We start from the raw sequence: 19442 nt of genomic DNA on the forward strand, positions 1-19442 counted from the left end.
TAGATCCCCCTAAATCCCCCTTAAAAAGGGGGACTTTGATTCCGGTTCCCCCCTTAAAAAGGGGGGTTAGGGGGGATCAATAAGTGCCTAAAATCACAGCGAAACACTTTTCAAACAACCCCTTAAAGCAAATTCCTTTGATTAGCTTACAAACTAAATCGAGGTAATTAAACATGAAATTAACAGCAACAGAAAAAGGCTTATTAATCCCTAAAGAACTATTAGGAGAAAACCTAGAGTTTGAGATTATTCAAGAAAATGGAAAAATTATTATTACTAGCATCAAACAAACATCTTCTATTTGGTATTTAGGTTCAAATCCTGTGGAATGTGATGTGAAAGATGGTGCAATTAACCACGATCGCTATCTTTATAACCCGTGAACGGAGATAAAAGCCTCGTTAACGGAGCTAAAATACTCGTGAACGGAGATAAAATACTCGTGAACGGAGATAAAAGCCTCGTGAACGGAGATAAAAGCCTCGTTGACGGAGATAAAATACTCGTTGACGGAGATAAAAGCCTCGTTAACGGAGATAAAAGCCTCGTTAACGGAGATAAAAGACTCGTTAACAGAGATAAAAGCCTCGTTGACGGAGATAAAAGCCTCGTTAAGTAGAGAAATAAAAATATTTACAGTTATTGCGATCGCACCCTTCGCAGAGCATATCGTAGAGAAGTAGTTCTAGGCGTTGCGATCGCATTATTTCGCTTCACTGCATTCGCAATAACATTGTGTAATTAATTATGTTGCCTACTTATTAGACTGGGATTTGAATCTCAGGCGGGTAATGCAGCCGATGCAGATTACCTAAATTACTCAAACCAACGCCAGACAAAAGCAACCATTATCCTGAATCAAGGCTGACGATTCCGCCGCAAGTATTCCAGACTTTCACGCAAGGTTATTGTATTGGGATGATTTGCCCCCAAGCGTTGTTCAGCGATCGCCAAAGCTTCGATGTACAGAGGTTCAGCTTCGCTGTACCTTCCCTGTGATTCGTAGAGTCCTGCCAAATTGTTCAGGCTAGTTGCCACAGAGGGGTGTTCATCCCCCAGCAGACGTTTTCTCATCGCCAAACTTTGGATGTACAAAGGTTCCGCTTCGCTATATCTTCCCTGTGAAGCGTAGAGTGCTCCCAAATTGTTCAGGTCAATTGCCACAGAAGGATGTTCATCCCCCAGCAGGCGTTTGTCCATCGCCAAACTTTGGATGTACAAAGGTTCGGCTTCGCTATACCTTCCCTGTGATTTGTAGAGGAATGCCAAATTGTTGAGGCTAGTTGCCACAAAAGGGTGTTCATCCCCCAGTAGGCGTTTTCTCATCGCCAAAGCTTCGATGTACAAAGGTTCAATTTCACTGTACCTTCCCTGTGAGTAGTAGAGTAATGCCAAATTGTTCAGGTTAGTTGCCACAAAAGGGTGTTCATCCCCCAGCAGGCGTTTTCCCATCTCCAAAGCTTGGATGTACAAAGGTTCGGCTTCGCTATATCTTCCCTGTGATTTGTAGAGGAATGCCAAATTGTTCAGGTCAATTGCCACAGAAGGGTGTTCATCCCCCAGCAGGCGTTTGTCCATCGCTAAAGCTTGGATGTACAAAGGTTCGGCTTCGTTATACCTTCCCTGTGATTTGTAAAGGAATGCCAAATTACTTAGGCTAGTTGCTACAGAGGGGTGTTCATCCCCAAAACGTTTTTTAGCAGCTGATAAACTTTGTTCATACCACGGTAAGGCTTGCACGTAGGCTCCTTGACCATCGTAAAATCTAGCCAAGCCCAAAAAAGGCCAGATTAAATCATCATCACTTAACCACGCTTGGTAAACTGTGGCAGTTTCCGCAAGGTGAGGGATGGCAAGAGTTACTTGAGCAATTTCTATCAATGTGGGTGTCTCAGGAATATCCTCGGCTACGGCTACCATTGCTTGACAAAAGCCGCGCTTGAGTTCATCAGCTTCCGCTAACTCTTCTAACTTCTGCTGCAATAATTCCCGAATGCGCTCATGGATTTGGTAAGTGTCCTCTGCCAATTCTTGCAGCAGATAACGCTCAACTAAAACAGCGCAGTTAGCTTTGAGGTCAAATTCCAAATCACTATAACTTGCTGCTGATTCTACCAAAGACCAAGGGATAGGAGCCAAAGCAAACAAACTCAACAGACAAGCCAATTTTTGCGCTTCTAGTTCCAAGCTTTGCCAATTCAACTCAAAAGCTGCTGCTACACCAGACTCACCTGCTGATGCTTGCTTTTGTAGCCGTGCGAGAATGTCTGCTAGCATAATACTCTCCCTGGCTCTCGGCACTGTGCTGCTATTTGGTAAAGTCCAATAGGTACATAACCCACAAATCGGCAAAGTCCCTTAGCAAACTCTAATTCCTTCTCAACCCTATCTTTTCCCAACAGAGTTGTTAATAATTCTAAGGCTCCATCTGGTGACAATTCACCTAACGGCAGTGATGGATATGGTAAACCTGTGTTTTGACGAGTGGTAATCAACACCTTAAACCGAGAACCTTTAGGTGGTAGATAGGGTTGAATTAGCTTCCAGTCTTTAACATCATCAAATATTAATAAAACTTTGCCAGATTGCCACTTCTTCCAGCAATAAGCAACTTGACCTGCTAGGCTTAAACCATCTGGCGGATTAAAGTTAGGTAAATTCACAACTCCAAACTCTACTAACTGGGTTCCCAAATCAATACCTTGGGGATTTAACCAACAACACCCGCCAGAATAATCTTCTAAATATTGCCATGAGTATTGAATAGCTAACTCTGTTTTACCTACCCCACCTTGCCCAGTCACATCGCTAATTGCCACAACATCATTTGCTTGCAATAGCTGATGCAATTGTTCTATTTGCTCATCCCTGCCAACAAACTTACGAGCTTGACTCTGTGGGATATTATGCGGGATATCAAACGGGTTGAAATGAGATTTTTCAATATCTCCATCCGAACTACGAAAATAAAAATAAGTCGGCAGTTGTTTTTTATCTAAACTAATAAACCGTTGCTTAACTGCCTCAGTAACTTCCCTCATATCCGGCGGAAAAGTCCCATTAGCTTCAGCAAAAGCCTCTCTCACCGCTTGAGAAAAGTATCCTGTTTTATTTTCCGAATTTACCTCAGCTTTTTCTCCTTCCCGCGTAGCCAGTAACACAAATTGTTGACTATCTTGCCTTGGCTGACCACTCAAAAAAGCTTTGCCACCTAAGTTAGTTGGTCTTCCCTTCGACTCTAAAACATAATTGGCACAGGCATCAATAATACAAATATGATTACGAATCTGAAAATTATCGGAACCCAGCAAAATTAATAAAGAATTAAAATCTAAATTCTGCCAATTCTGTTTATTTGCATCAGCACAAAGCAACCGACGCTCTCGTTCTGAGGTAATCAAACCATGTCCCGCCCAAAAAATGTAGAGTAAATCCCCCGACTTTGGGGATAAAAAGTTAGTCACAATGTCGGAGATATTTTGCTCTGTTGCTAACTCTACAGTTAACCCACATTCCCCAATTAACTGATGATTTTCTTCTAGTGCTGATAAACATAACCGGATATTCTCCTTCGGTACACCGTGCAGATGCAGCCAACGAGCAAATTTCAGCGCGTCATCGGCTGGCCCTCCTCCAGTTACATTCCAAGCAGTTTCGTGGTACTTTTCAATACCCACAATTAACCCAAATGTCCGCTCAGGTTTAGCCATCAACTGCATGATGACTTAGCCTCTCACGTTATGGGGAAAATGACCTAACCCCCCAGCCCCCTTCCCTACAAGGGAATGGGGAGCCAAACTCCCCTCTCCGCTATGCCTAACGGCAGGCTTACGCCAACGGAGAGGGGTTGGGGGAGAGGTTCTTCTACGATTACTGAATTGGTTTTCTAAATACCGTAAAAAGTAAACCATTATGGCAACCTCGAAATAATCGCCTCCCAGGTTTTGGCATTTGTCCAATAAGCACCGTGGGAACGGGGAAACGGTTGTCTACTATCCACCACCACATCCTGCACTCTACCAGGGAAAATTCTATTACCCACGTAACTGAGAAAATCCCGTAAATCGTAGATATTCAACCATTGTGGGAAATGCTCTGGCAATAACTGCCCATATTCTAAGCTGTAGAGGGCGTTAATCTCATATAAAAATGGTGCTTGGGAACCAACTGTTACCAATAATTCAACCTGAGACAACTGCTGCTGCACTAGCAAATCTACACAAGCGATACCTCCCAAACTATGGGCGATTAAAACCACTGGCGGTTCTGCTTGGGCAATTTGTTCTTGGATAAACGCCCTGATTTTTTCACCCCGCGTTTGATACAACAAAATATCACCAGGCATAGGCGAAATTTTATCAGTTAACTCAAGGCGGTTTCCTCTGACATAATTTGTTCCGCCGTACTGTGCTAGTTCAACAAATGGCTTTAATAACCAGCCAACTAATCCTAACTCTGCCTCTCCTAAAGCCAGAGTCAGCAATTCCACAACTTCATCACGCAATTGGGCATCGGTGAGTATGGGGGGAAATTCTTCTTGCAGTTCGCTAATAAACATTGCATGAGCCACAACTGCTCTAGCTATTGGTGCATAATATTCACTCAAATCAGATTCGGAAACTGTGAGCAATGCCCGTTGATACGGTTCACTGTGGATAACCGCCTCTCGTGCTGACTCAAATACCTCTGCAATTCCCGCCTCTTGCAACTTAGCTTGCAGTTGAGATCCCGGAGTGAGACTCGCTACACGAGATTGTAAAACATCCCCTGGTTCTTCCCCAAAGGGATTTCCTGACTCAATCGGTTTCAAAGACAACAGCCGCAATTCATACAGAGGATCGCGGTATAATTGCCCCCACAATACAATCTCTGCGTCTTCTTCTCCTTGAGATAAAGCCAGTGTCGCATTCTCCAAGGGTACTGATGCCCGATTATCATTGAACTTTGCACCTAATACACCCCAAAGGCAAGGAGAAACTTTGATATCAGGACGTTGGGCGTGAATCTTTTGCTCAATTATCTCAAAGGTTTCGTTGTATTCTCGTTCCCTAATGCCTGTGCCATGAACAAATATTACAGTGGTCATTGTGATAAGGCGAGCTACGCCTACGCAAAGCTTTCCTCTGTATTATTCCTTACTACTTTACGCGGTATGCAACTTTCTCTCAAACCTAACCCCCAACCCCTTCCCTACAAGGTAAGGGGAGCAAGACTTAAAGCCTCTCTCCGCTTGCCTAACGGCAGGCTAACGCCAACGGGGAGAGGTTTGGAGAGGGGTTTGAAGAATAAGTCGCACATCGCGTTACTTTCTCTGACACAAGTTGATTTCAATCGATTGGTTTATTAAATACTTCTAAAATGTGTCGGCAAATCTGTTTGAGCTTATCCTCGATTTCACCAGAAGGCGAAGATGCGCCGACAACACTCCAGTTTTCTACCGTCGAAAGTCGCCATGCTTCACCGCGATGATCGAATCCAGCTACCTCCACACCGATCGCACGCCGAGAATTATTGATGGGATCTTGATAAAATCGGATTTGAATTAAAATACTACGACTTCGCCAAGATTTGCTGATACCAGGAAAGTGAAAGCCAATATCTATAGAATCTGGATCAACTAACTCCCTAGTTTCTGGGTCATTTTTCCAGGGTTTGAGATCAGATTTGGCATCAGGAAACTCGAATTTGAACAAATTAACTACCGTAGCAATGTTGCTGGCGAGTTCAAGGTTCGTTGCCTGTTCAGCTGCGTTCACTAAAAAACACTCCTATATTGCGTCGGCATCTTCGGGGATGTGAAGAGAGAAAAACCGCCAGAAGGCTTATATATATTGGTGTTTCAGCTTATCAAGACCTTTAAGATTTAGCAACTCTAAATCATATTTCCCTAACAATATCAGTTAACGTGAGTTCGACAAGTTTTATTTGACCTCTCCCCCAGCCCCTCTCCGACACGGAGAGGGGAGCAAAAAGCTGAATTTTTCCTTGCTCCTCCCTCTCCGAAACGGAAAGGGAGGCTGGGAGAGAGAGGTTCATCGAACTCACGTTCAGTTACTAACAGAAGCCAAAAATCGCTTCTTGTTGAGACTGACTAACACCTATTAAGTAATTGTACTTAAAAATTCCTCAAAAGCAGATGAAACTCTGCCCTTTGGAAAAAATATCAAGATTTTCTGCAAAATCCTTGGCTGACAAGAACGATTGACTGCGCTAGCGATCTAAAATGACACTGTGAATCGGTAAACCAAAAGCAATTAAGTTCAATATATGGTGCGTCAACGCTCGATTTTTTCATTTTTCCTAGTACTATTGGCCACATTCCTGATTAGTTGTGGTGGTCCTGGTGTTGCGGTGGCACCTCCGACTTACACAGCAGTACAACTTGAAAAAATTCAGGCTTATGTTCCTGAAATTCAGGCTGTGCGCGATCGCTCAGAAGAATTGACAACCCTGATTAAAAAAGGTGATTGGATCAATGTGCGTAACTTTATACATGGCCCGATAACAGAAGCAAAGCTGAATCTGACTTATGTCACTCCTAACCTTCTACCCGAAGACCAACCCAAAGCACGTCAAATAACGCGAGATTTTTTTAAAGACCTGGTTAAACTCGATAAAGCTACTAGTGCTGGCAATCCTCTAGTTGCCTTGAACCAATCCCAAGCTGCTTTCGCAGAGATTGACAAATTCCTCGATCTGCTTCCGAAAACAGAAGAAAGTTAGGAGACGCGATTAATCGCGTCTGTACAGGAGTTAAGAGTTAGGAGTTAGGAATTTTTAACTCCTAACTTCTCACTCCTCACTTGAAACACAAGTTATGAATGTAGTTATTATCGGTTGTGGTGTGGTTGGGGCTGCGATCGCATACCAACTGAGTCAAGAAAAAGGGCTAAAAATTACAGTTTGCGATCGCCAACCACCAGCACAAGCTTCCACGGGCGCTGCACTTGGCGTTTTAATGGGCGTAATCAGCCAAAAAATCAAGGGTAAAGCTTGGCAGATGCGACAAACTAGCATCCAGCGCTATGAAACCTTGATTCCTGAACTAGAAGCTTTAACAGGTCGCAAAATCCCTTTTAATCGCCAGGGAATTCTCAGTCTGGGTTTGCAAGAGGAGAATTTAGCAGCATGGGAAAAGCTTGTAGAAATTCGCCACTCTCAAGGCTGGAATTTAGAAATTTGGGACGCCGCTAAACTCCAAAATATCTGTCCTCAAGTTGCTCACAAAAAAATTACTGGTGCTGTCTATTCTCCGCAAGACCGCCAGCTTGATCCAACTGCCCTCACTTTAGCTTTAGTTGAGGCTGCCCAGCAAAATGGTGTAACTTTCAAATTTGGCGTGACTGTTTTGGATGCCCCAAACTCAACATCTGAATTTTGCCATTGCCTTGAGACTACAGAAGGAAAAATAGCCGCAGATTGGTTTGTAATTGCAGCAGGATTAGGTTCAACACCGCTAACGGCAAAATTAAATCAGATAATTGATATCCGCCCTGTACTTGGGCAAGCCTTGCAAATGCGTGTGGGGCATCTATTAGGTAATCCTGATTTCCAGCCAGCAATAACGGGTAACGATGTCCATATTGTTCCTGTGGGTGGTGGAGATTATTGGGTAGGTGCAACTGTGGAATTTCCCCGCAATGGCGATGAGATACCGCCAAATCAAGAATTGTTGGAATCTGTTAGAAAACAAGCGATCGCATTTTGCCCAGAATTAGCCACAGCAACTATTCTCCGCACTTGGTCGGGGTTACGTCCCCGTCCTGAAGGTCGTCCAGCCCCAGTTATTGGTAAGTTGCCAGGGTTTAGTAACGTCCTCCTAGCCACCGGACACTATCGCAACGGCGTTTTACTAGCACCCGCTACAGCTTATGCGATTCGTGAGATGATTATTTCTCAGGGAATGGGGGGAGCAGAGGAGCAGGGGAGCAGAGGAGCAGGGGAGCAGAGGAGCAGAGGAGCAGAGGAGCAGAGGAGCAGAGGAGCAGGGGAGCAGAAGAGAATAATAATTTCTGACAAATGACAAATGACAAATGACCAATGACAAATGACAAATGACAAATGCCCAATATAGGAAAATAACGTGTCAATAACAGAACATAAAATCAATGTAGATTCACTGGAATGGTTTTATCGGGAATCTTTACCAATCGGCAGAAGCGACTTAGCGCCTGTGTTGTTGCTACACGGCTTAGTTTCACAAAGTTACAGTTGGCGTCATATTATACCTGCTTTGGCGAATCAGGGGACAAGAGCGATCGCTCCCGATTGGATTGGTTACGGCTTTTCTGCCAAACCAGAGAAACGAGATTTTGCTTATACTCCAGATGCTTTTATCACAGCTTTAGAAGGATTTATTAAAGCTTTAGAACTTGAACATTTTTCTTTAGTTGTCCAAGGTTTTTTAGGTTCTGTAGGACTACAATATGCGTTACGTCATTCAGAACAAATTGCTAATTTAGCTATTTTAAATACACCAATTTCAACTGCTGCCAAATTACCTTGGAAAATTAAACAAATGGGTTTACCTTTGGCAGGTGAAGTCATGACCCAAGACCCCCTATTAGTTGACCGGACGCTAGAAGGTGGAAGTCGTTATCGCATAGGAGATAAAGATTTAGATATTTATCGAAAACCATTTTTGAAAACTTCTGCATCTGGTCGAAGTCTCTTAGCAAGTATTCGCAATTTACAGCTTGATTCAGCCATGACAGAAATACAATCTGGCTTTAAAGAATGGCAACAGCCAATTCTGATTCAATGGGGTATGATTGACCCTTGGCTACCTGTAGATATTGCTCAAAATTTTGCAGATTCTGTACCAAATACCGAATTAATAAAACTTAATAACGTCGGACATTATCCTCAAGAACACTACCACGAGACGATTTTAGAAGACCTTTTACCCTTTGTGCGTCGTAAAGATGCTCATTGATAATATAGCTTTGGCAAAAATCGATATTATAAAAATGAATGTCAGAATTCAGGAGTCAGAATTCAGAATCAATTAGTCGAGGATTTCCAATCACTACTAAATGGAAGATGAAGTGGCTAAATTGAAATATTCTTTACTATTAAGACTCCATCCTTTGACGGTTGGAGAATTCTGAATTCTGACTCATTTTTATTGCCATTAAAAATGGAGTGCAACCACAAGTAAAGGAGATTAGAGTTCATGGCTTATTCATGGTTTAAAGCCTTTCATATTGTTGGATTTGTAGTTTGGTTTGCTGGTTTGTTCTACTTAGTACGTCTTTTTATCTATCACGTTGAAGCGAACCTTGAACCTGAGCCAGCGCGAACGATACTGAAAAATCAGTATCAAATTATGGAAAAGCGTCTCTATTACATCATCACTAACCCAGGAATGTATGTGACGATCGCAATGGCCATTGGTTTAGTAAGCACTGAACCGGATATTTTAAAAGAAGGTTGGTTGCATATCAAACTGCTGTTTGTGGCTATTTTAATTGGCTACCATCATTACTGCGCTCGGCTGATGAAGAAATTAGCAGTAGATGAATGTCGCTGGAGTGGTCAGCAATTACGTGCTTTAAATGAAGCGCCTACAGTTATGTTAGTAGCGATCGTCCTGCTGGCTGTGTTTAAAAATAATCTACCTACAGATATCGCTGCTTGGGCTATTTTTGCCATGATTATTTTGATGGCAGTCACTATTCAACTTTACGCCAAAAAACGCAGGCAGGATAAAGAGAAGCTGACGGCGCAGATAGGGCAAGTTCCACAGGAACAAAGTTAAAAGGGCGATTAGAAACCGCAACTACACAAGGCAAAACCCACTGAGGTGGGTTTCAAACTCTCAATTTTTTTCAGTCCGGTTGCGCGGACTACCCTGTGGGAAGACGCAAAGCGTCTATGTTTGTATAGCCGTGAATTCTATTTCGCCCTAGCTCTAAATGATAACTGTGCGCCCCTACCACTAATTACTTCATCCTGGAAATGTTTTCAGTAAATCATCCCCAGGAATCACGGTAGTGTAGAAAGCATATTTGCGATTAGCGACATAACGGCGATCTTGTTTAATAATCGCCATAAACTCTCTATGTCCTTCACGGGTACGTCCCACTAAACAACCCGCACTGGCAAGGCGAATATCATTCCGTGGATAATCAAAGCCGTAGTGCTGATTCACATAAAAATTATCACCTGTATCAAGTTTGTCGCCAGTCCGTTTAAAATCTTTGTTGAAATCTCTACAAACAGTTATATCTCCAACTTGCACTAATGCTTCGTGAGGCTCTGCTGTACCGTGGGTGCCAACAGCCCAAGCTTTGTATTGCCCAAACTGAATCCTCGCTGCTCCTTTGGAATTCATCGGTTTATAAGTGTAGTAATTCCCTGGTTCTGTAGTAGCTTCCCAGTGATCTACGATTTTAGGAACACCATTTACGACTTCAATGAGAATCCGTCGATCATTAAATTCGTTGGGTGCATCATTGTTGAGAGTCCAGTCTGCATTTATACCCTCTACATAAACAATGTTGTATTCTTTTGGATTAGTGAATACCTCATAATTCTTGGAGAGCATATATTTCACAATTTTGCTGGCAATGTCATTACCAAGCTTTAAAGGGGGTTTAGGAAGATCATCTGGTTTGGTTTCAATCAGTTTCTTGGCTGTGACTGCTCCTAAAAAGCCACTCTCTTCAGTCTTTACTAATTCTTGAAATTTTTTGAGAGAGATCACAGAAACAGGGCCAAATTTCCCATCAGCTGGGGGTTCTAGCAAACCTAAGCCAATTAACAATATCTGAATCTGACGAGCTAAGTCTGCGTCATCAGCGATCGCCTCAAATCCCCATTTCTCCTCTTTTCCCAAAAAATCTTGTAGTTTCATATTGCACCTGCTTCATTGACCTATAGCTAAGTATAAACATCATGACAAAAATTGACGATGTTTAAAACTATACGCTTATCCAAAAAGCTCTACCAAAATTTTTACATTACTATAGTGACGCTAAGACGAGTAACTAACAATCGCGCAAAGGCAAGGTATTGTAGCTCTCCTAATGAGAATATTTCTTCTAAGAGGATGTTTGAAAAGTATTAGGCGAATAGAATTCGCTACTACACAAACTAAGTCCACCTCCGTGGAAAGCCTGAAAAATCAAGGGTTTTTGACCCACGGAGGTGGGTTTTGTCTGTATAGCCGCGACTTCCAGTCGCCAGGACTAGTAATAAATCCAATTCGGAATTCGCAATGACGCTCGTTCGCCTTTGGCGTCTCCCTTTGGGAGAAGAATCGCTAACGCAATGGGCTAAAGTCCCGCTCCGCTAACGCAATTAAACGCTGTATTTTAATCATAAGATTTAAGTTGAGCTTCCTTATCTAGTTTTTCAAACAACAAATATATGAGCAAATAGTAAGACTTAAACAAAATGCACCAAATAAAACGCAAAACCAGCCAATCAGTATGAGAGGGTTATAGTTATCTTGAGTGAGTGTCAGAAATTCCTGTTGAGAATCGTTTAGAAAGGCATTAATTTTGTCAGCAAGCTTTTGTGCCGATGCTTGCCAGTAGGAGGAGTTAGAAATGCGATAGTCTTTCCCATCCTTAATAACAGGACTGACATAATATTGTTTGTCTCCATCACCATTAATTGCCTTAACTTCTACGCCCATCCACAAATCTAATTCAGAATAAATTTTTACAGAGGATTCCCACCAATCTCGATTAGTCAACTGACAATTGATGTGCTTTGGTGTTCTCTCACAAGAGAAAGTTGTAATCTTCACTGGTATCGATATTAACTTGACTCCAAATGCAATAAGTAGAACACAACAAAGTAAATATATCAAGTTATGGCAATGCATTGATTTTGGCATATTTGAGATATTTTATTTCTCTGTTATGTTAATTTTTTATTGTCATTCATAACAAAACAATCATTGTAATTTTTATTACTTATTACAAGTAAATTTTATTTACGATTTTCACGCCGCCACTTACACCGCACTAAACGAATTTCATCAAAAGTGTAGCTTTCACCTAGTTGTTCTTTGATGGGAGTCAGGGAAATATCACCGAGTACTTCTAAAACTTGCCAAATTTTTTGTTGATGCTCTAAAGGTACTAATTGATTTAAATCAACTGGCTGATTTTTCTCAATTAATTTTTCTAAATGATTGCTAACTGTTGCCGGACTAAGGTTCCGCTTTTTGGCAATTTGAGCAATATTTAAACCTTGTTGATGCAATTGTAATGTCTGTAATTCGGTGTAAGAAGAAGATGAGTTGGGAGAGGATACGGAAGTAACAGATTTATTTTGCAAACCTTTTTCTTGGCGGTAGGCGCGAATTTCTGTAATAAACTTTTCGCCATATTGAGCGAGTTTATGACTACCAACACCAGAAAGTTTGGCAAATTCAGTTAAGTTTTGGGGTTGCACCTGTACCATCAATTTTAAAGTGGAATCGTGGAAGATGACGTAAGGTGGCACAGATTGCTCATCAGCTAATTGTTTACGTAGCGATCGCAACTTCTGTAATAATATTTCTGCGACTTCTGCTTTTTCGCTCCCCTGTTCCCAGGTAATCTTTTGAACTGTGGTTACAGCTAGCGAAACTGTGCGTTGTTTTCGCATTACTTCCCAACTTAAGGCATTTAGTTTTAAAACTGAGTAACCATCGCTAGTTTGTTCTATTAACCCCTGATGTAAAAGCGATCGCCCTAACATTCGCCATTCATCTACAGTTCTATCTTTACCAATACCATAAGTAGAAAGTTTATCGTGTTCGTACTGGAGAATTTTGTCTTTTTTTGCCCCTCGCAACACATCGATTATGTGTAGCATCCCAAATCTTTCTTTGCAACGCGCCACACAAGATAAAAACTTCATAGCTTCAATTGTCCAATCTTGCACGGGTTTGGGATGACGACAATTGTCACAGTTACCGCAATTCCCAGGAAACCTTTCTCCAAAATAACCCAGTTGAATCGTTCGCCGGCAATCAGTGCCTTCAGCGTAATCGATCATTTGCCGCAGTTGTTGTTTGGCAATCAACTGTTCTTGAGGATCGGTTTTTTGATCGATACTCCATTCAATTGTTTTAACATCACCAAAGCTGAAAAATATTGTACAGCGAGATGGTTCTCCGTCTCTACCTGCTCTGCCCGATTCTTGATAATAACTTTCTATATTTCTGGGCAGATCAAAGTGAACTACCAACCGCACATCGGGTTTATTAATTCCCATTCCAAAGGCGATTGTTGCCACCATCACCCGGACATCATCTCGAATAAATCGCGTTTGATTACTACTACGTTCTTCATCACTTAATCCGGCGTGATAAGGTAGAGCAATAACTTTATCATTTTGTAGTTTAAAAGTTAGTTCATCAACTTTTTTACGAGTTAAAGAATAAATAATTGTCGAACCTTCAGTTTCTCGAATTAGTTCTAATAATTCAGCGTAAGCATATTTAGTTTTAGGACGAACTTCGTAATAAAGATTTTCACGGTTAAAACTGGCAAGATGAATGCTAGGTTGCTTTAGTCCTAGTTGTTGAATGATATCACTACGGACGCGATCGGTTGCTGTAGCGGTGAGGGCGACGGTAGGAACATCAGGATAGCGTTTCCGCAGAGATTTCAACTGGCGATATTCTGGACGAAAGTCGTGTCCCCATTCAGAAACGCAGTGCGCTTCATCAATAGCGAAGCTAGAAATACCGATTTTTTCTTTAACTAAATCGAGAAATGGGAGAAACCTTTCACTGAGGAGACGTTCAGGGGCGACGTATAGTAATTTTACTTTACCACTGAGGATAGCTTCTTCCCGCGATCGCACCTTGTAAGCATTCAAACTACTATTGAGAAATGTCGCGTTAATATTATTATTTCGCAGTGCTTCTACTTGGTCTTGCATCAAAGCAATTAACGGCGACACCACCACTGTTAGTCCATTTTTCAACAACGCTGGTAGCTGAAAACACAGAGATTTCCCCCCACCAGTCGGCATCACAACCATTAAATCTCGATTTTGCAGCGCATCTTCGATAATTTGCCGTTGTCCGGGGCGGAATTGGTCGTAACCGAAGTGATATTTTAGCGCCTGTTCGAGATGGGGATACTGAAGCATAGCGATCGCTTTTTCGGTGGCTGTCTGCGTGAGTAATTATTGAAGATATCAGGATTTTAACTCACATCATCGGTAGCTTTAGTCAGAACTACGTTTCTCTGGGGCGATCGTACTTTCTTCAAGCCAACCTACAAAATCAACGATCTGCTTGCAGCAGTGCTTGTCCAAGGAATACTCTACCGCGTTCTCTAATAACCATACTTTTAATCTAAAACCCAAAATCTAAAATTCACTCAGCATCCATCTAAGCGAGAATTTGCATTTATTACTTTGCCCTTATGCCCTATCTGGGTACATTTTAGTTGTGATTCTAAAGCATCAATCTTTTGTAAAAGTGACACTCCCCACACTATAGAAATCACCAACTTGATAGTCATACCCACAAGCAAAAGTGTCACGATTGTGGCATTTTTCTTTTGTTGAGCCAGCCTTTTTTGTTGCTCAAGAAGTCGTGCTTCGACTTCTTGAGCACGTTCAGCTTCTAATGCTTGCTGCACTTCTCGCCGATCTAATTCTTCACTAGCAGCTAAAAATCGATAATCTAAGTTGCTTAAGCTTTTACCATGTGCCCAAGTTTGGGCATCAATCAAGGCTTGTCCGCGCAATAGGCGAGATTTATCCTTTTCTTCTGAGGCTACCCATGCATTGAAGGTTTCGTAGTAGGGACGCAAGTAAGCTAATTTTTTTCCAACCCATTCTAAATTGAAAACTTCTTGATAAATTCGGTTTTTTATTTGGAGAAACCCTTGCTTTTTGATCGCCAAACCAGACAGCAACAGTTCTACCTGTTCTCGACTATCGTCGGCTGGTACTTTTACTCCTTGGAGAATTTGCTGATAAATTCCTAGCAATCTGGCAGCAAATTGTTCGTTTCTGAGGATGCGATCGCGAATGGTTCGCAAATGCTCCGGTTCATCTTGCGATTCCCATTTCTCGATGATGTACGATCGCACCACATTTTCTATCCAAAATTCTTCTGTGCCAGGGGGAATTTTGAGCTTTCTACCCGTATCATCTTGAGATAAACTTACAAGTAGCCGACACAGTTTTTGGGTAAGAAATGGTTGTCCTTCTGTCCAACCTAATATTGCTTTCAAAACTTTCTGGGGATGATTGTCTTTAATATCCAGTCCCAAAGATAGTGGTTGAGCTTCTTCAAAAGTAAAACCATTTATTTGGATGGTTTTACCAAGATTAAATGGGGTAGTATGATTTCGATCTAGAATTAAGTCTGAAGGTGTCGCCACACCAAAAATTGCAAATGTAATTCGATGATATTCTGGATCAATTGCTCGTTGATTATAACAGAATCGAATCAAGTTAAAAAAGTCATCAACAGAGAAATTTAGGCTGAGAATACTATCAATTTCATCAATAAAAATAAATAGTCTTTCATTCGGAAACTTAGCTAACAGATTTTCCGAAATAAACCGACTGAGTTTCTGAACCAGAGAAATATCATTTTGTTCTTGCCACCAAGTTTTTAAATTGACTTTTCCTAACAGTTTGAAACTCAACCAGATGTCCCCGACAACTCCCTTATACCACTGTTCTGGTGTTATATTTTCACAACCAATATTAGTCATATCAACGGTGGCACATTTAAAGCCTTCTTGTTGCAAGCGGTGCTTTGTTTTTACCATAAGTGAAGATTTGCCCATTTGCCTACAGCTGAGGATGTAACAAAATTCACCCTGTTTCAAGGCTTCGTAAAGTTCCACATCTGCTCTGCGCTCAACATAGCTAGGAGCGTCACTGGTAAGCGTGCCACCAACTTGGTATCGATAATTGTTCATTTAATTTATTTTAAATTCGTTCTATATCTAAATCAAAAAACTTGTCTTGGAACAGTTGATAAAATTCATATAATAAAGTTTGTAGTAAGGACTTTAGTCCTTCTTTATATAAGCAGTAAAGTATCAGCACTAAAGTGCTTACTACAAACCTTCAGAACTAGCTGGAAAATTTACTAGAAGCATTAGCACTATTTTGCTTTCCAAACTGTTGGCTAAAATAAAGACGATATAACTCACACATGGCGCTAGCTTGATTGCCATTGAGTTGAACCAAACCCATGCTTTCTAGCTTATAAGCAGCGATCGCGTCTAACTCCACTTTTTCATCTGTTGCAATTACCTGTTGCATAGCTGTCATTAATTCTGGTTCTTTTTGCAGTAAGCTCAACAGTTCTCGTAAATGCTGACCATAAATTCCCACTGGTGTAGATGCACTTTCTAGTAATACCTCCAGTGTCATTTCCCCTTGACATAAATGATAAAATGCAAGGCTCACTAAATAGGGATGTCCTCCTACCGTTGCTTGTAGTGGTGCAAGGCGTTTTGCACCTTCGGAGTCTGCTGCACAATTTAGTCCATAACGTAATGCTAAATTCTGTACCTGTTTGAGGGTAAATGGCGGCAGCGTAATTGTTATCCCTACATTGAAAGGTGATTGATTGAGCTTGAGCGGAATATAAATTTCTGTTGTGTGAACCACCACCATCCGCAGTTTTTGCCAAGTTTGATCTTGCTTTGCTTGTTCATGCCAAAATCGCAGCATTGGCAGAAAATCTTGGGCAATATTGGGATGTTCAAAAACCCGATGGACTTCATTCAAAGCCAAAACTACAGGACTATCATGAATATATTGCAAAAGATATGCTTCAAAATAGATTTTGCAGCTTACCTTGCTGCCCATTTCCGTATCCCAAAAATCATCGAGACAGGGAAGGAGATTTAACTGCCTACTGACATTGACACAAAACCAACGCAAAAATTTATCCAGGGAAGCAAAAACGTCTTGATCAGCTTCTTGAAAGTCCAAATAGACAATTTGATAATCTTGCTCTTTAGCATAAGCAATCATCCGATTGAGCAGAGAACTTTTTCCGGTCTTTCTAGGTGCTTTGATCCGGATTAAGCAACCAGGGTGTAAAATCTCGTTACAAACAAGTTCTTCCAGGGGAGGGCGATTGATGTAAAGAGGAGAACCCAGTGCTACAGGACCGCTAGGAAATTCTATGTTGTTTGCTGAAAACAAGTCTGGAGAAACCATTTCTAAGTTAGATTCTTCGCCGAACTTTTGTTGGATCTGATTTTCCGGATCAGCTATCTCGTATTCCAGGTGTTTTTTCAAGGCTAAATGCAAATTTTTTTTCGTTACTCTTTTTCCAAGTGCAATGGAAAGGTCTTGCCATAACTCAGAGCCAACTTCCTTGATGTAATTGTTACCGTAGCCTGATGCCTCTGCCATTTCACCGTAAGTTTTGCCCAACCATGATTGATAAAGCACAAACCACTGAATTGAACCGAGAGGTTTGTCTTGCAGAATTTTTTTTACAGATTCTAGAAGCTCATCCACTGCGTATAAATTGTTAAACAGCTAGGAAATTTACTTATACTTTTTTGACTAGTAATAATATACATCTGAATACATCTGAAAAAATACTTGAAAACAGAAAAAGTCAAGATTGGATTGATACAATTTTCAGTTTTATTAATCCATCACAATAATTATTATATTTATATTATTTTTTAATATTATTTGTATAATTATACATTTTTATTTCCAAGATTAGTCTCTGTTACTTAGAGTCCGAGGTTCGTTCAGCCTAATACAGCTTTGAAAAGCTGGTGATAATCATAGCTCACTGGTGTGAGATCCTAGAGACAGTCAATGGAGTGCGAACAGAATGGAACAACATCAGAAGCCAACGGTTGTAATTACGGGTGCCTCTTCGGGGGTGGGTCTGTATGCTGCAAAAGCTCTTGCTGAAAGGGGATGGTATGTGGTGCTGGCCTGTCGGGATTTAGCAAAGGCACAAAAAGCTGCCCAAGCTGTGGAAATCCCTTACAACAGTTATACCAGTATACATATCGACCTTGGCTCCTTAGAAAGTGTTCGACAGTTTGTGAAGAACTTCCGAGCCAGTGGAAAGTCCCTAGATGCTTTGGTATGCAACGCCGCAATTTATATGCCCTTAATTAAGGAGCCGTTACGCAGTCCAGAAGGTTACGAGTTAACTGTCACTACCAATCATCTGGGTCATTTCCTCTTGTGCAACTTGATGCTAGAGGATCTGAAGAAGTCATCTTTAGAGCCAAGGCTGGTTATTTTAGGAACCGTCACGCACAATCCAGACGAACTAGGTGGGAAGATTCCACCCCGTCCAGATTTGGGCGAACTAAATGGCTTTGCAGAAGGGTTTAAAGAGCCGATCGCAATGATTGATGGCAAGAAATTTGAGCCAGTCAAAGCTTACAAAGACAGTAAGGTTTGCAACGTGCTAACTATGCGGGAACTGCATGAGCGCTATCACGAGTCAACCGGTATCGTCTTTAATTCTCTCTATCCGGGATGTGTTGCAGAAACGCCGCTATTTAGAAACCACTATCCTCTGTTTCAGAAAATCTTCCCCTTATTCCAGAAGTACATCACTGGAGGATATGTGTCTCAAGAGTTGGCGGGAGAAAGGGTTGCAGCCGTGGTTGCCGATCCTGAGTATAATCAATCCGGTGTCTATTGGAGTTGGGGAAATCGCCAGAAAAAAGATGGCAAATCTTTTGTGCAAAAAGTCTCTCCTCAAGCCCGCGATGACGACAAAGGCGATCGCATGTGGGAACTAAGCGCAAAGTTAGTTGGGCTTGCATGATGACACAGGAATTAGTGTTACCTTGTGCATGATTTATCGATTCATCAATCCACTTTTTTGAATTGGCATCATGTACAAGTAAAGAATAGTTGAGGTGATTATTTAAGTCACCTCTGACTTTATTGATATATTTTATTTTGCGATTTGCAGTGTTTAGTAATTAAACTAAATTGGCTTTATATAAATAGAGTAGAAAATTCAAGATATTTGCTGAGGCTATATTAATTAAAAAAAAGCGAAGCTAGGGAACTTGGCGATCGCATTTTTACATAGCAAGAAAAATAGCGATCGCACTTGGGGCGTCTACCAACGCCTGATTTCCCTTGTGATTCTTATCTATTAGGAAAAACGGTTATGCCAGCAGAAGAAGCATCGATTATCCTTGTCAAAGATATCAATACTAAAGGAGCTTCGTCTTCCCCCAGATTTTTTATAAATGTCAACGGCACGCTGTACTTTGTTGCTACCGACAGCAGTGGGGGCTACGAACTGTGGAAGAGTGATGGCACTGAGGCTGGTACTGTCCGCGTCAAGGATATCTTCTCTGGCACTAGTGAATCTAGCCCGTCATATCTGACGAATATCGACGGCACGCTATACTTCAATGCTACCGACAGTAGTGGGGGGAGTGAGCTGTGGAAGAGTGATGGCACTGAGGCTGGTACCGTCCGCATTAAGGATATTAATA

17 protein-coding genes are annotated in these 19442 nt (G+C 41.5%); 8 read left to right on the forward strand and 9 right to left on the reverse strand.

The genetic code is table 11. The annotated features are described in order from the left end of the window. Nucleotides 1–173 precede the first annotated feature (173 nt). Together ABF638_RS30305 and ABF638_RS30310 are read left to right on the forward strand one after the other, a co-directional pair. Entirely contained in the window at nucleotides 174–383 is a 210-nt protein-coding gene (locus ABF638_RS30305) for a hypothetical protein (RefSeq protein ID WP_435026572.1), read from the forward strand. Further along, nucleotides 380–619 (forward strand): hypothetical protein, encoded by a 240-nt coding sequence (locus ABF638_RS30310; RefSeq protein WP_435026573.1) that lies wholly within the window; start codon nucleotides 380–382, stop codon nucleotides 617–619. The genes ABF638_RS30305 and ABF638_RS30310 overlap by 4 nt, the downstream gene beginning before the upstream one ends. A gap of 239 nt (nucleotides 620–858) precedes the next feature. On the opposite strand, the gene ABF638_RS30315 is transcribed toward ABF638_RS30310, so the two are convergent. The 4 genes from ABF638_RS30315 to ABF638_RS30330 form a co-directional block, all read right to left on the reverse strand. Beyond that, nucleotides 859–2277: a tetratricopeptide repeat protein gene (locus ABF638_RS30315; protein WP_435026574.1), complete on the reverse strand. Its 1419-nt coding sequence runs from the start codon at nucleotides 2275–2277 to the stop codon at nucleotides 859–861. Next, nucleotides 2271–3719, reverse strand: a complete 1449-nt coding sequence (locus tag ABF638_RS30320) for an NB-ARC domain-containing protein,Caspase domain-containing protein (RefSeq protein ID WP_435026575.1) — start codon at nucleotides 3717–3719, stop codon at nucleotides 2271–2273. Before ABF638_RS30320 ends, ABF638_RS30315 begins: the two co-directional genes overlap by 7 nt. A 191-nt stretch (nucleotides 3720–3910) precedes the next feature. Beyond that, entirely contained in the window at nucleotides 3911–5086 is a 1176-nt protein-coding gene (locus tag ABF638_RS30325) for a hypothetical protein (protein ID WP_435026576.1), read from the reverse strand. A 241-nt stretch (nucleotides 5087–5327) separates the two neighbouring features. Continuing rightward, on the reverse strand, nucleotides 5328–5756 hold the full coding sequence (locus ABF638_RS30330) for a hypothetical protein (RefSeq protein WP_435026577.1): 429 nt from the start codon (nucleotides 5754–5756) through the stop codon (nucleotides 5328–5330). Between the two features lie 511 nt (nucleotides 5757–6267). Here ABF638_RS30330 and psbQ point away from each other — a divergent pair. The 4 genes from psbQ (at nucleotide 6268) to hemJ (ending at nucleotide 9760) form a co-directional block, all read left to right on the forward strand. Continuing rightward, on the forward strand, nucleotides 6268–6723 hold the full coding sequence (psbQ, locus tag ABF638_RS30335) for a photosystem II protein PsbQ (protein WP_435026578.1): 456 nt from the start codon (nucleotides 6268–6270) through the stop codon (nucleotides 6721–6723). Nucleotides 6724–6817: 94 nt separating this feature from the next. Then, the gene (locus tag ABF638_RS30340; protein WP_435026579.1) at nucleotides 6818–8023 is read left to right on the forward strand and encodes an NAD(P)/FAD-dependent oxidoreductase; all 1206 of its coding nucleotides are present in this window, start codon (nucleotides 6818–6820) and stop codon (nucleotides 8021–8023) included. A gap of 60 nt (nucleotides 8024–8083) precedes the next feature. After that, nucleotides 8084–8935 (forward strand): alpha/beta fold hydrolase, encoded by an 852-nt coding sequence (locus tag ABF638_RS30345; RefSeq protein ID WP_435026580.1) that lies wholly within the window; start codon nucleotides 8084–8086, stop codon nucleotides 8933–8935. Nucleotides 8936–9175: 240 nt separating this feature from the next. Further along, nucleotides 9176–9760: a protoporphyrinogen oxidase HemJ gene (hemJ, locus tag ABF638_RS30350; RefSeq protein ID WP_435026581.1), complete on the forward strand. Its 585-nt coding sequence runs from the start codon at nucleotides 9176–9178 to the stop codon at nucleotides 9758–9760. Nucleotides 9761–9949: 189 nt separating this feature from the next. On the opposite strand, the gene ABF638_RS30355 is transcribed toward hemJ, so the two are convergent. The 5 genes from ABF638_RS30355 to ABF638_RS30375 form a co-directional block, all read right to left on the reverse strand. Continuing rightward, nucleotides 9950–10858 carry a peptidoglycan-binding protein gene (locus ABF638_RS30355; protein WP_435026582.1) on the reverse strand — a complete coding sequence of 303 codons (909 nt, stop codon included), beginning with the start codon at nucleotides 10856–10858 and terminating at the stop codon, nucleotides 9950–9952. Nucleotides 10859–11350: 492 nt separating this feature from the next. After that, the gene (locus ABF638_RS30360; RefSeq protein ID WP_435026583.1) at nucleotides 11351–11758 is read right to left on the reverse strand and encodes a hypothetical protein; all 408 of its coding nucleotides are present in this window, start codon (nucleotides 11756–11758) and stop codon (nucleotides 11351–11353) included. A gap of 185 nt (nucleotides 11759–11943) precedes the next feature. Then, a complete protein-coding gene (recQ, locus tag ABF638_RS30365) occupies nucleotides 11944–14103 on the reverse strand; it encodes a DNA helicase RecQ (protein WP_181927743.1) in 2160 nt (719 codons plus the stop codon). 233 nt (nucleotides 14104–14336) lie between these two features. Further along, nucleotides 14337–15899, reverse strand: coding sequence for an AAA-like domain-containing protein (locus ABF638_RS30370; RefSeq protein ID WP_435026584.1), 1563 nt, complete (start codon nucleotides 15897–15899; stop codon nucleotides 14337–14339). A 157-nt stretch (nucleotides 15900–16056) separates the two neighbouring features. Continuing rightward, nucleotides 16057–17463, reverse strand: coding sequence for an AAA-like domain-containing protein (locus ABF638_RS30375; protein WP_435026585.1), 1407 nt, complete (start codon nucleotides 17461–17463; stop codon nucleotides 16057–16059). A gap of 331 nt (nucleotides 17464–17794) precedes the next feature. Between ABF638_RS30375 and ABF638_RS30380 the strand changes: the two genes are divergently transcribed. Then, complete coding sequence (locus tag ABF638_RS30380) at nucleotides 17795–18754, forward strand: protochlorophyllide reductase (protein ID WP_435026586.1); 960 nt, start codon at nucleotides 17795–17797, stop codon at nucleotides 18752–18754. 354 nt (nucleotides 18755–19108) lie between these two features. After that, a partial coding sequence (locus tag ABF638_RS30385; protein ID WP_435026587.1) for an ELWxxDGT repeat protein occupies nucleotides 19109–19442 on the forward strand: 334 nt, incomplete at its 3' end.

The sequence above is a fragment of the Nostoc sp. CALU 1950 genome, from assembly GCF_051172895.1.
Taxonomy (GTDB): domain Bacteria; phylum Cyanobacteriota; class Cyanobacteriia; order Cyanobacteriales; family Nostocaceae; genus Nostoc; species Nostoc edaphicum_A.